The organism is Streptomyces synnematoformans (genome assembly GCF_039531005.1).
GTDB classification, from domain to species: domain Bacteria; phylum Actinomycetota; class Actinomycetes; order Streptomycetales; family Streptomycetaceae; genus Streptomyces; species Streptomyces synnematoformans.
In genome coordinates this window covers 1-12610 of the sequence record NZ_BAAAPF010000214.1, presented here as the reverse complement: position 1 = coordinate 12610, position 12610 = coordinate 1, and the positions used below count along the sequence as shown (strand labels likewise).

The window sequence follows — 12610 nt, the reverse complement described above, 5'->3', positions numbered from 1 at the left end:
GCGGGCGGGCTGCGGACGGTCCGGAGCGAGGCGGACGACGTGCTCTGCCTGCACGCGCCGGCGTCTTTCGGCGCGGTCGGACTCTGGTACGACGACTTCGAGCAGCTGTCGGATGCCGATGTCCTCGAACTGCTCGGTACCGGCTGAAAAACGGTCAGAACCGGATGGCTGAGTGACCGTCAACTAGCGTGAAGCGTGCGTTAGTTGGACATGCAGCGAACCTATGCCTGCGGCAAGCGGAGCGCACTAAGCTGCTTGCGATGCTCAGCGTGATCGCTTGGCGCCACACAGTCGTTCGACCCTGAGGATGCTGATGGATCCAGCGGGACCCGCCACCGGCGGCCGGCGGACGGGCTTCGTCCGCTGGTGGCTGATACCCACCGCCGTCGTGGTCGTGAGCACGGCCATCGCCCTGCCGCTCGTCTCCCGGGACGCGCGCACCCCCGTCGCCGTGTGCGGCATCGTCGCCACCGTCGTCGTCGCGCTCGCCGCCGCCGAGGCCGAGCGCCGCGGGCGGGCCGCCAGCGAGCTGTACGCCCGGCACGCCGAGCACCAGGCCGCGTGGGAGCGCCGGCTCGCCGCCCAGGAGGCCGAGATGGTGCGGCTCGCGGGCCTGCTGCCGCAGGCCGTCGCGCGGCTGCAGCGGGGCGAGTACGCCGAGGACGTGCTGACGGACATAGAGGCCGAGAAGTCGCTCAGCCCACAGGTCCGCGCCGCGCACGCGACCGCGCTGCGCTCCGTCGTCGAGGCGGTGCAGAACGCCGAGGACCTCCGGGTCTCGGCCGAGCGCGGGTTCGTCAACATCGCCCGCCGGGTGCAGGCCATCATCCACCAGCAGGCGCGCAGCCTGCGCGAGATGGAGGACCGGCACGGCCGGCGGCACGAGTTCTTCGCCGACCTGCTCAAGCTGGACCACGGCACCGCGCTGGTCGGGCGGCTCGCGGACAGCATCGCCGTGCTCGGCGGGGACCGCCCCGGCCGCCAGTGGGGCAGGGCCATCGCCCTCTACAGCGTGCTCCGCGGCGGCATGTCCCGGATCATCGACTACCAGCGCGTCGAGCTGCACCCCGTGGCCGAGGTCGCCGTCGTCGGCTCGGCCGTCGAGCCGCTGATCCACGCCGTCGCCGAACTCCTCGACAACGCCACCCGCTACTCGCCGCCGCACGCCAAGGTCCACCTGTCCGCCACCGAGGTGCAGAACGGCGTCGCCATCGAGATCGAGGACGGCGGCGTGGGCCTGAGCGAGGAGGCGCGCGAGCGCGCCGAGCACATGCTCGCCGAGGCCCAGGCCGGCATCGACCTCAACGACCTCGGCGAGACGCCGCGGCTCGGGCTCGCGGTCGTCGGCCGGCTGGCGCAGACGTACGACTTCCGCGTCTCGCTGCGCCCGTCCGCGTACGGGGGCGTCCGCGCGGTGCTCGTCGTGCCGCAGGTCCTGCTCACCACCACCCCCGCCACCGGCGCGGCCCAGGGCATCGGCGCCACCTCCGGGCCGCGCCCGCTGCGCGACTCCACGCCGCTCCAGCTCCCGCAGCGCCCGGCTCAGCCGCGACTTCACCGTCCCCCGCGGCACCCCCAGCGCCGCCGCCGTCTCCGCCTCGTCCAGGTCCAGCAGGTACCGGTGGACGACCACCTCCCGGTGCCGCTCGCGCAGCGACCGCAGCGCCGTCAGCAGCTCCTCCCGCCGCTCCGCCGCCAGCACCAGCCCCTCCGGGTCGCCCCTGTCGCCGTCACCTCCGCCACCCCCCGCGCCCGCGCCCGGACCGCCCCCGCCCGCCGCCGTACCGCCGGCCGTCACCCAGTCCGCCGCCCCGGCCGCCAGCGCCCCCGCACGCTCGTTCGCCGCCCGTCGCCGCGCCGCCGACCGCACTGTGTTCTTGGTCTCATTGGCCACGATCCGCAGCAGCCACGGCCGGAAGGCCGCACCGTCACGGAAGCCGCCGAGCGCCCGGTATGCCTTGATGAAGGCGTTCTGCACCACATCCTCGGCGTCCGCACCCGCCCCCAGCAGCAGCGCGAGCCGGTGCGCGGTCTGCGCGTGGGCGCGTACCAGCTCCGCGTACGCCTCGGCCTCGCCGTTCCGTACGCGCGCCACGAGTCGCGCCTCGCCCGCACCGTCGTCCCCGCTGATCGCCGCTCCTCCCCCGGATGCCCGCCGGATGCCCGCCCAGGACCTCCGCACCCTGCCTACACCGGCGACCCGCGGCGGGTTCCGCACCTGAGAGAATGAGCGGCATGGCAGCCTCGACCCAGCGCCCCCGCGTACTCTCCGGCATCCAGCCCACCGCCGGCTCGTTCCACCTCGGCAACTACCTCGGCGCCGTCCGCCAGTGGGTGGCGCTGCAGGAGACGCACGACGCGTTCTACATGGTGGTCGACCTGCACGCGATCACGGTCCCGCAGGACCCGAAGGAGCTGCGCGCCAGCACGCGCCTGGCCGCCGCCCAGCTCCTCGCCGCCGGGCTCGACCCGGAGCGCTGCACGCTGTTCGTGCAGAGCCACGTGCCCGAGCACGCGCAGCTCGGCTGGGTGATGAACTGCCTCACCGGCTTCGGCGAAGCGTCCCGCATGACCCAGTTCAAGGACAAGGCCGCCAAGCAGGGCACGGCCAACACCACCGTCGGCCTCTTCACGTACCCGGTGCTGCAGATCGCCGACATCCTGCTCTACCAGGCCGACGCCGTGCCCGTGGGCGAGGACCAGCGCCAGCACATCGAGCTGACCCGCGACCTCGCCGAGCGCTTCAACGCGCGCTACGGCCGGACGTTCACCGTCCCCGCGCCGTACATCCTGAAGGAGACGGCCCGGATCTACGACCTGCAGGACCCGACCGTGAAGATGAGCAAGTCCGCGTCGTCGCCCAAGGGGCTGGTCAACCTCCTCGACGAGCCGAAGTCCTCCGCGAAGAAGATCAAGAGCGCGGTGACCGACACGGACACCGAGATCCGCTACGACCCCGAGGCCAAGCCCGGCGTCAGCAACCTCCTCACCATCTACTCGACGCTCACCGGAGACGCCGTCGCCGGACTGGAGCAGAAGTACGCCGGCAAGGGCTACGGTGCGCTGAAGACCGACCTCGCGGACGTGGTGACCGAGTGGGTGACGCCGTTCCGCGCCCGTACGCAGGAGTACCTGGACGACCCGGAGACGCTGGACTCGCTGCTGGCCAAGGGCGCGGAGAAGGCGCGTGCGGTCGCGGCGGAGACACTGGCAGAGGCATATGACAAGGTGGGCTTCCTGCCCGCCAAACACTGAGGGCACGTGAAGGAGACGCTTGTGGGGACCGTGACGGTCGGTGTGTCCATCGCCGTCCCGGAGCCGTACGGCAGCCTGCTGCAGCAGCACCGGATCGGCTTCGGCGACACCGCGGCCCACGGCATTCCCACGCACATCACGCTGCTGCCGCCGACCGCGGCCGACGCCGGCGAGCTGCCGCGGATCGAGCGGCACCTGGCGCAGGTCGCCGCCCGCGGCGTGCCGTTCCCGATGCGGCTGATCGGCACGGACACGTTCCGGCCGCTGACGCCGGTGGTGTTCGTGCAGGTGGTGGAGGGCGCGGCGGCCTGCTCCTGGCTGCAGAAGTCGGTCCGTGACGCCTCCGGGCCGCTGGCCAGGGAGCTGCAGTTCCCGTACCACCCGCATGTGACGATCGCCCACGACATCGACGAGGCGGCGATGGACCGGGCCGCGGCGGAGCTGGCGGACTTCGAGGCGGGGTGGACGGTCGGCGGGTTCTCGCTGTACGAGCAGGACGCCGAGGGCGTGTGGCGGCTGCAGCGGGAGTTCCGCTTCGGCGGGGACCCGGCGCGGGAGGTGCCGGCGCAGACCCGTTCCGAGCCGGCCACGTCACCGGGCTGAGGCCCGTACTCCTCCCGAGACACCACCCCGGGGCTTCCCCCAGACACCCCGCCCCGCGCCCCCGGCCACGCCCCGGCGCTCCCCCTCGCTCCCCGCCACTCCCGGCGCGTGCCGCGCCGCCCGTCCCACCGCCCCCGCCGATAACCTGGCGTTTCCGGGGCATACGCCGGTGCGTACGGCCGCCGCCGCGCACCCCGGCGGCGGCACGGGGGACGCGACGGCAGGAGTGGGCGTGGAGTGGCTGACCAGGTTGCCCTACGTGGGTCCGTACGTCGCGCGGCTGCTGCGCACCCGCCCGTACCGGGCCTACGAGCACCTCGACGCCCGGCACTGGAGCCGGCTCGCCGGCGCCGTGGCGTTCAGCAGCTTCGTCGCCCTCTTCCCGCTGCTCACCACCGCCGCCGCGCTCTCCGCGGCGCTGCTGAGCGAGAGCCGGCGCAAGGACGTGGAGCAGTGGATCACCGAGCAGGTGCCCGGCATCTCCGACCGGCTCGACCTCGGCGGCCTCTTCGCCCACGCCGGCACGGTCGGGCTGATCTCCCTGGCCGCGCTGCTGCTCACCGGCGTCAACTGGATCAGCACCCTGCGCGACGCCCTGCGCGCGGTGTGGGACCGGGCGGACGGCTCGGACAACCTGTTCCTCGGCAAGGGCAAGGACGCCCTCGTCCTGCTGGGCCTCGGCGGCACGCTGCTCGTCTCGCTCACCGTCTCGGTCACGACCACGACCGCGGCCGGCGCGGTCCTCGACCGGCTCGGCGTCGAGGAGGGCGGCTGGGGCGGCGCGCTGCTGGCGGTCGCCGGCTTCGCCGCCGCGGTGACGGCGGGCTTCCTCCTGCTGGTCTACCTGCTGACCCGGCTGCCGGGGGTACACCCGCCGCGGCGGCGGGTGCTGGAGGCCGCGCTCCTCGGGGCGGTGGGCTTCGAGCTACTCAAGCTTCTTCTCAGCGGATACATCAGCGGCGTCGCCGGACGGAGCGTCTACGGCGCCTTCGGCGTCCCCGTCGCCCTTGTCCTCTGGCTCAACTTCCTGGCCCGCCTCCTGCTCTATTGCGCCGCCTGGACGGCCACGGCCGACGAGGTCGGGGAGCGGCCAGCGGCGGTGGATGACGAAGGCGACGATCGCGAGCAGCGCGACTGAGCCGACCGTGATGGCGAGCGCCGTACCGACGCCGCCCTCCTCGTCCGCCGCGCCGGCGGACTCCGCGCCGTCGGCCGCGGACGGCTCCTCGCCGGAGCCGGCGGAACCGCCGGTCTCACCGGCCTCGCCGGGGGCGCCGTCGGCGTTCTTGCCCGACCCTTCGTCGGCGCCGGCACCGGCACCGGCGGCGGCGCCGTCCTCCGGGCGCACGCCCTCCGGCGGGACGAGTTCGCCGACCGGCTGCACGGCCGGCGCGGCCTTGAAGCCCCAGTCCAGCAGGTCGGCGGCCTCCTTGTAGACGGCGTTGGACTCGTTCTCGTCGGGGTGCATGACGGTGACGAGCAGCACCCGGTCGTCGCGCTCGGCGACGCCGGTGAAGGTGGCGCCGGCGTTGGTGGTGTTGCCGTTCTTGATGCCGGCGATGCCCTCGTAGACGTCCACGTCGACGTCGCCGGTCAGCAGGCGGTTGGTGTTCTGGATCTCGAAGTACTCGCGCTTTTTGCCCTTCTTGCCCTTCTTGCCTTTCTTGCCGCCGGGGAACTTCGCCCGCGGGGTGGCGGCGTACTCCCGGAAGTCCGGGTTCTGCATCCCGGCGCGGGCGAAGAGCGTGAGGTCGTACGCGCTGGAGGTCTGCCCCTTGGCGTCGTACCCGTCGGGGCTGACCACGTGGGTGTCCTCGGCGCCCAGCTCGCGCGCCCGCTCGTTCATGGCCTGCACGGTGGCGTCGACGCCGCCGTTCATGTGGGACAGCACGTGCACGGCGTCGTTGCCGGACCGGAGGAAGACGCCGAGCCACAGCTCGCGGACGGTGTAGGTGAGGTTCTCCTTGATGCCGACGAGGCTGCTGCCCTCGCCCAGCTCCGCCAGCTCCTCGGGGGCGACCTTGTGCTTCTCCTCCTTGTTGAACAGCGGCAGCAGGGTCTGCGCGAAGAGCATCTTGATCGTGCTGGCCGGGGGCAGCTTCCAGTGCGCGTTGTGCGCGGCGAGCACGGCGCCGCTCTCGGCGTCGGCGACGACCCAGGAGCGCCCGGTGAGCTTCTTCGGCAGCTCGGGCGCGCCGGTACCGAGGTCGACGTGGGTCCCGGGCTGACCCAGCAGGGTGCCCCCGATGTTCGACATCTGGTCGGGAGGCCGCGGCTTGTCGTCCTGGGCCGCGGCGGGCGCGACGCCTCCGAGCGACAGCAGCGTGGCGGCGGCGGTGAGCGCGGCGCCGCGGAAAGTCACATGAGATGTCGACACGCCGTGAACTTACCTGGAGTCGCCACCGATGTGGACACCGAGGTGCGCTAGTTGGCCGACGAGCGCCCCCGGACGGGGGCCCGGCCCCGCGGAACGCCGTGCGCGTCCGGGCCCGGGAGGGGTCCCCGGCCCCTGTCCTACGGTGACCGTGCGACCGTCGTGGACGGAGGAGGGGTGGGCATGGGCTGGCTCAGGGACAGGCTGTTCGGCGGGCGGTCGGGCAGACGGCACGGCGGCAGCGCGCCGCCCGCACCGGCCGTCGCCGGCACCGGCACCGGAACCGGCACCGACGCCGGACTCGACCCGTCCGGCGGCCCGGGCTCCGCCGCCCCGGCGGTGTGCGACTGCTGCAACGCGCCCCTGGACCGCGCGGATGCGTACTACCTCCCCACGCGGACCGTGATGCTCTCCGAGGCGCACTGGGCCGACGCCTTCGAGACGAACAGGAAACTCTGGGACATGTTCCTGTCGGGGGACCAGCTGCTCTCCGCCTTCAGCGACTTCGTCGAGCAGCACGCCGCCAACGACACCCCGTGGGCCGTCTGCGAGCGGTGCAGCGAGTTCTTCCTCTTCGACCGGGACGCGGCGCGCGCGGACGCCCTCAACGACCGCACACCGGAGGACAGCGGCGCGGTGGACCCGGCGGGCTGCGTGCTCTTCGCGGCCCTCGGGTGGGAGCGGGTCTACGGCACGTGGCCGAAGGTGGTCGCACAACCGGCCGTCGCCGACGTGTGCGACTTCTGCAGGAAGAAGATGTACGCGGGTGAGCTGGACGGGTTCCTCCCGAAGGCGGTGCTGGAGCGGTACGAGGCCGACGGCTTCACGGACCACGACCCTCCGGTGCGCAAGGCCCGTACGAAGGACGGGAAGACCGGCTGGGTGGAGTGCCAGGTGTGCATGGCCCGCAACGTCACCCGCCTCCACCGCGCGAACTACAACCCCCACGCGACCGATTGAGCCCGGTGCCCGCACGGTCCGCGACCGGCCCCCGAGGCCCGCCGCAGCGTGCGGTGCGGACAGGTCCCGTGTGCCGGTGCCTGTGGCGTCCTCGGGCTGTCGGCGTCCATGCTGGGGCAGGGGGCCGTGAGCCACGGGGCAGGGGGCGGGGAAGGTGTCTGCTGAGGGCGGCTTATCGCGTGCCGCGACGTCTTTCGATCCGTTCGGTGCGCGCACGCTGGACGACCTGGTCGCCGGGCTGCGGAGGCTGCGGGCCTGGAGCGGGCAGTCCGAGCGGGAGGTGCATCGCAGGGTGGTGCGCTTACGCCAGGTCCGCGGCGTTCCGGAGCTGCCCGCGTTCAACACCGTGCACCGGTGCTTCCAGCCGGGCCGCACCCGGTTGAACGTCGAGCTGATGGCGGACGTCGTCCGCGTGCTGGCGGGCGACGAGGCCGTTGCGCAGTGGCGCGCGGCGCACGCGACGATCGTCTGCGACCGGGACGCGGCGGAGCGGTCCCTGGCCGTCACCGTCGCAGGCGTGCTGCCCGAAGACCTCTGCCGGTTCACCGGCCGGCGGGCCGAGCTGCACCGCCTGCTGGGGTCCGATGCGGCCGGCCCTCCCGGCCGGGCGTACGGCACCTGGCTGATCGACGGCATGCCGGGGGTGGGCAAGACGACACTGGCCGTGCACGCGGCGCACCACCTGTGGCGGCGTGAGCGCTTTCCGGTCGTGCTGTGGGCGGACCTCAACGGCTACGCACGCGATCTGCCGCCGGCGGACCCGGGCGCGGTGCTCGGCGCGTTCCTGCAGCAGCTGGGAGTGTCCGCCTCCGTCGTACGGCGGCTCGATCCGCCGGGCCGCGCCGGGAAGTTCCGTGCACGCCTGGCCGGTACGCGGGCCCTGCTGGTGCTGGACAACGCCGCCGCGGCGGAGCAGCTGCACCCGCTGCTGCCCGGCGTCCCCACCTGCGTGACGCTGGTCACCAGCCGGCGGCGCATCGCCGGGCCGCCGGGGGCGCGGCGCGTGCACCTGGAGGTGTTCCCGCCCGCGGATGCCGTGGAGCTGCTGCGCCAGTCTGTCGGGGCGCTCCGCATGGACCGGGCTCCGCAGACCGCCGGACGGATCGCAGCGGCGGTCGGGCACCTGCCCCTGGCGCTGGACGTGGTCGCCGGCCGGATCAGCCACTGCGACGGCTGGACGCTCTCCGACCATCTGGAACGCCTCACGGACGACCGTGGCACCGTGCTGGTGGACCGGGTCGAAGCGGCGCTGCGGCTGTCCTACGACGGGCTCCCCGCCGACGCCCGCACCCTGTTCCGGATGCTCGCCCTCCTGCCCGGCCCGCACGTCGACCCGTACGCCGCCGCCGCGCTGACGGGCACCGATCCGGTCACCGCCGGGCAGCACCTGGAGCTGCTGCTGGCCACCAACCTGCTCCGGCGGCGGGAGGCCGGCCGGTTCACCCTGCACGACCTGGTACGGCTCCACGCCATCGAGCGCGGCGGCGACGCCGACCCGCCACGGGTCCGTCGCGCCGCGCGCAGCCGGCTGTTCGACTACTACCACCACGCAGCCGACGCGGCGATGCGCCTGTACGCCCCGTACGAGTACCGCAACCGACCGTCCGGCGGCGTACCGCGCGCCGGCCGCGAGGGGCCGCTGCCCGCGCTGGCCGACTGGAGGTCCGCGCTCGCCTGGCTGGATGCCGAACGGCCCAACCTCGTCGCCGCCGCCCTGCGCGCCGGGGACGACGGCCGCCCCGAACTGGCCGGCCGCCTCTCGGTCATCCTGCACCGCTACCTGAGCCTCGGCGGGCACTACCAGGAGACCGAAACCCTCCTCGCCCACGCATGCCGCACGCCCGTCCCCGCCGACCGGGCCCAGGCACTCGCGCAGATGGGCGCCGCGGCCGCACGCCGGGGCCGCCACGCCGAGGCCGTCGACCGGTTCAGATGCGCGATGGACGTCTTCCGCTCCATCGACGACCTGGTCGGCGAGGGATGGATGAGGGGGAACCTCGCCGTCGTCCTGCAGTACGTGGGGGACTTCCGCGAGGCCGAGACACACCTCGCGCAGACCCTGAACAGTCTCCAGGACCTCTGCGACCGGCCGGACCTCGCCGCCAAGCTGGCCGGAGAGCACGGGATCAGGTACGAACCGCTCACGCACCTCCCGCAGATCGCCAAGTACAGCGGACAGCTCCTCGACATCGCCCGGAGCGCCCTGCTCACCGCGCGCCGCATCGAGGACCGGGTCAGCGAGTGCAACGCCCTCACGAACATCGCGATGCTCATCTGGCAGGAGGGGCACAGGAAGGAAGCCGTCGCCGACCACGAGCAGAGCCTGTCGATCACCCGGTCCATCGGCTACCGGCACGGCGAAGTCCAGGTGCTCAACGAACTCGGCGCTGCGCTGCGCGCGATGGGCTGCACGGAAAGGGCGCTGCGCTGCCACCGGGACGCCGTCGCCCTCGCGGCCGAGATCGGCGACGCCTACCAGGAGGCCCGCGCCTACGACGGCATGGGCAAGTGCCACCACGCGGCCCACCACGCCGAGGCCGCCCGCGCCTGCTGGCGGCGCGCGCTGAGCCGGTTCACGCTGCTGGGCACCCCCGAAGCAGCGACCGTCGCCGACAGTCTCCGGTGACACCGGCATGGACACGGTACGTGTGGGTGTACGCCGGGCAGAGCAAGGCCCGTCTCAAGGACGTAGGCCGATCCGGCTGGGATCCCAACGCTGTCCGGCCCGGGTTCGATGAGTTGATGACCGCCGTCCGAAAACGGTGCCACAGCAAGCTGCTGTGGTCTGATGATGACAGGGGGACAGATGTCCACACCGGAACCTCCTCAGCCACCAGAGCCCTCCGGGCATCCTCAGCACACTCAAGAACCGAACCGGTGGAGCCGGGAAAGTAGCGCCTTCTTGCAAGGGAGTGCGCCAGAGTTATCCGACTTACCAAGGGAAAGGCGCTGGAAGGCGTGGCGCTACAGAGTCATGTGGACAGCAGCGGCAGCCACGTTGACCCTTATCGCATCGCTGATCACCACCGAGGTGATGAACTCGAATACGTCATCAAAACGGAGAGAACTACAGGCCGAGGAGGAGGCACGGAAGGAAATCCGGGCCGAAACACCCCCGCTCACCACGAACGTCCGCTACCTAGGACCATGGGAGGTCTGGGAATCAATCGACTCCTTCTACGTGGTTTTTGACGAGCCCTTCAGCGAATCCGACTCAAACGAGCTTCGAGGACTGGACCTCCACAAAGAGACCGCCTGGGATCGCTTTTACGAACTCGCCGACAGCTACGGAGGACGGCCTGCGATTGAGATCGACTACAACGAGGATCCGAACGACACGACGGAGTTCGGCTACTCTCAGCCATTTTACCTTGACATTTCAAGTGAACGAGATTCGCAAGTTCAGATTGTCGACATGCAAGCCGAGGAAGAGTGCGAGAAAACGTCGGCAAAATCTTTTCTCTACATTCCCGCAGACGGGTCTTACTCAATCAAAGAAGTAGTCTTCGCCCTACAGGGGTTGGACACCCCCAGGGCCGCAATCCCAGAAGGTGCAGTGAAATCGGAGAAGGGGGGTGATCCATATTTTCGCCACGAGACGATCACGGTAGGAGGTACTGAGGCGCCTGTAACTCTCAACGTGAACAGCGCGGCGCGAAAGGACTGGCGCTGCGAGTGGAGGATTCACGCCACGTACAATACCGAGGGAAAGAATTCCCAGTCGGCGATGATTGATGACGGCGGGCAACCTCTTATTACGGAGGGCGTTCCAGCCAGCCCCATCCAGAAATGGGTAGTAGGCCCACGCAGCGCAAGGATCGTCAACTGTATAACGCACCCGCATGACAGTGCTTACTGTCAGCTTCCGCGACTCCAGCCGTAGATCGTGATCTTGATGGTGGGGGCGTCGAGGCGGCAGGTGTCCAGGGTGGATCATCTCGTCCGAGAGCGCCTATGCCGTCGCGGGCGTCGGCTCCTTGTCCGTCTACCCGAGTTCACCGCGACGGAGGGCGTCCCGTATCTCGTTGAGCTTCGCGGTCGTTGCCGGGGTCTGCTCCTGTGCTTGTTCAGCGAGTCGGAGGGCATCGTCGATCTCGCTGAGCTTCCCGGAGGACAAAACGGCCGCCCGCTCTGTGAGGTCGTCCCGGGACACGGTGGTCAGCCACGTGCACGGGGTGAAGCCCGGACGCGGGAACGCGAGCCGCAGCACGCCGTCGAACGGCAGCCCTTCACCGGCACCGACCCTCACCTCGATGCCCAGACCGCTGATGTCGAGGCCCGCCGGAGCGACGACCTGCATCGCCTGAAACCCGGACGTGTCGTCTCCTGACAGCAGTACGACCAACCTCGGCTCGTCGAACTGGACCCACCAGACTTCGCCACGTTGCACAAGCCCTCCGATACACGGGACGGCAGGCAGACGCTGCGCGGCCTGACGCGGGGTGGAGACGGTCACAGCGTAGACCCTGCCTGCCGGCAGGAGGCGTTCGAGAGCCTGACGAGCCGGGCAGCAGGACGCTTCACACGGGTCAGGACCTGCCGCGCAAGAACTGCTGGGCCAACACCGAGTGAGTGGGCCGGGGACGGCCTCCGCGCCGAACAGCGCGTCACGCTGCTGGTCAACCCGAAAGCCGGCGGCGGGAAGGTCCAGCCCCGCACGCTGCCCCGCGTGGAGGGGTGCGAGGCTAGGCGTATGCACCTCTCACGCCGCGCTTCCTGGTTTCTGCTCGCCTTCGGCGGGTGGTCCTGGTTCGTCTGGATCACGTTCGTCCGCAACCTGTGGAAGGACTCCAGCGGGCTGGCCTTCGAGGACGGGGACCCCACGGGGTACTTCTGGGTGCACCTCGTGCTGGCCGTGACGTCTTTCGCGCTGGGTACGGCGATCGGGTGGCTCGGGCTGCGGGGCGTACGGGCGGCGCGGCGGGCCGGCGGCGGTGCCGACGGCGGGGTGGCCGGCGAGGGCGCGGGCGGGGACGTGCGCGAGGCTGCCGGGGCCGGGAGGTAGGCCGTGGTGTTCGTGCCGATCGCGATCGGGATGCTGCTGCTCGTCGCCACCGCGCACTGGTACGTGTGGCGGCGGCTGGTCCGCGACACCATGCGGCGCGGCGGCTGGCCGCGGCGGCTGGCGACGCCGGTGGTCGTCGTGCTGCCGCTGATGGCGTTCGCGACGGTGGCCTCGGAGCGGGCCGAGGCGCCGATGGCGGTGCAGCGGGCGCTGGGCTGGCCGGGGCTGATGTGGCTGGCGCTGCTGCTGTACCTGCTGCTGGCCCTCGCGGTGGGCGAGGTGGTGCGGCCGGTGCTGCTGCGGGTGCTGGAGCGGCGGGCGCGGCGGCGGGCGGCGGGCGGTACGGGCGCCGGCGGCCCGGAAGCGGAGGCGGGGCGCGAGGCGGCCGGCGCCGCGCTCGCGCAGGAGGTCGT

8 protein-coding genes and 3 pseudogenes are annotated in these 12610 nt (G+C 71.7%); 9 read left to right on the top strand and 2 right to left on the bottom strand.

Features of this window, described 5'->3' with window-relative positions; translation table 11 throughout:
* Positions 1-313: 313 nt before the first annotated feature.
* The 4 genes and pseudogenes from ABD317_RS25690 to ABD317_RS25670 form a co-directional block, all read left to right on the top strand.
* Positions 314-1527: pseudogene (locus ABD317_RS25690) on the top strand (ATP-binding protein); the annotation flags it as partial.
* A 708-nt stretch (positions 1528-2235) separates the two neighbouring features.
* Positions 2236-3255, top strand: a complete 1020-nt coding sequence (trpS, locus tag ABD317_RS25680; RefSeq protein ID WP_344292408.1) for a tryptophan--tRNA ligase — start codon at positions 2236-2238, stop codon at positions 3253-3255.
* Positions 3256-3276: 21 nt separating this feature from the next.
* Positions 3277-3858, top strand: a complete 582-nt coding sequence (locus ABD317_RS25675) for a 2'-5' RNA ligase family protein (RefSeq protein ID WP_344292406.1) — start codon at positions 3277-3279, stop codon at positions 3856-3858.
* A gap of 169 nt (positions 3859-4027) precedes the next feature.
* Positions 4028-4876: pseudogene (locus ABD317_RS25670) on the top strand (YihY/virulence factor BrkB family protein); the annotation flags it as partial.
* On the opposite strand, the gene ABD317_RS25665 reads toward ABD317_RS25670, so the two are convergent.
* Complete coding sequence (locus tag ABD317_RS25665; protein WP_344292412.1) at positions 4784-6220, bottom strand: D-alanyl-D-alanine carboxypeptidase family protein; 1437 nt, start codon at positions 6218-6220, stop codon at positions 4784-4786. The pseudogene ABD317_RS25670 and the gene ABD317_RS25665 overlap by 93 nt on opposite strands.
* 195 nt (positions 6221-6415) lie before the next feature.
* Between ABD317_RS25665 and ABD317_RS25660 the strand changes: the two genes are divergently transcribed.
* The 3 genes from ABD317_RS25660 to ABD317_RS25650 all read left to right on the top strand — a co-directional run bounded on the left by ABD317_RS25660 (position 6416) and on the right by ABD317_RS25650 (position 11075).
* Positions 6416-7192: a hypothetical protein gene (locus ABD317_RS25660; protein ID WP_344292404.1), complete on the top strand. Its 777-nt coding sequence runs from the start codon at positions 6416-6418 to the stop codon at positions 7190-7192.
* Positions 7193-7346: 154 nt separating this feature from the next.
* Positions 7347-9818 (top strand): tetratricopeptide repeat protein, encoded by a 2472-nt coding sequence (locus ABD317_RS25655; protein ID WP_344292402.1) that lies wholly within the window; start codon positions 7347-7349, stop codon positions 9816-9818.
* Between the two features lie 348 nt (positions 9819-10166).
* Positions 10167-11075: a hypothetical protein gene (locus ABD317_RS25650; protein ID WP_344292400.1), complete on the top strand. Its 909-nt coding sequence runs from the start codon at positions 10167-10169 to the stop codon at positions 11073-11075.
* Between the two features lie 102 nt (positions 11076-11177).
* On the opposite strand, the gene ABD317_RS25645 is transcribed toward ABD317_RS25650, so the two are convergent.
* The gene (locus ABD317_RS25645; protein ID WP_344292410.1) at positions 11178-11582 is read right to left on the bottom strand and encodes a type II toxin-antitoxin system PemK/MazF family toxin; all 405 of its coding nucleotides are present in this window, start codon (positions 11580-11582) and stop codon (positions 11178-11180) included.
* Between the two features lie 303 nt (positions 11583-11885).
* Between ABD317_RS25645 and ABD317_RS25640 the strand changes: the two genes are divergently transcribed.
* Positions 11886-12197 carry an SCO4848 family membrane protein gene (locus ABD317_RS25640; protein WP_344292398.1) on the top strand — a complete coding sequence of 104 codons (312 nt, stop codon included), beginning with the start codon at positions 11886-11888 and terminating at the stop codon, positions 12195-12197.
* Between the two features lie 3 nt (positions 12198-12200).
* Positions 12201-12610, top strand: a pseudogene (locus ABD317_RS25635) (metallophosphoesterase); the annotation flags it as partial.

What these genes read in the sequence shown, in the direction of transcription:
- ABD317_RS25640 (WP_344292398.1), top strand. Translation starts at nt 11,886, where the DNA reads ATGCACCTCTCACGCCGCGCTTCCTGGTTTCTGCTCGCCTTCGGCGGG.
- ABD317_RS25650 (WP_344292400.1), top strand. Translation starts at nt 10,167, where the DNA reads ATGTGGACAGCAGCGGCAGCCACGTTGACCCTTATCGCATCGCTGATC.
- trpS (WP_344292408.1), top strand. Translation starts at nt 2,236, where the DNA reads ATGGCAGCCTCGACCCAGCGCCCCCGCGTACTCTCCGGCATCCAGCCC.
- ABD317_RS25660 (WP_344292404.1), top strand. Translation starts at nt 6,416, where the DNA reads ATGGGCTGGCTCAGGGACAGGCTGTTCGGCGGGCGGTCGGGCAGACGG.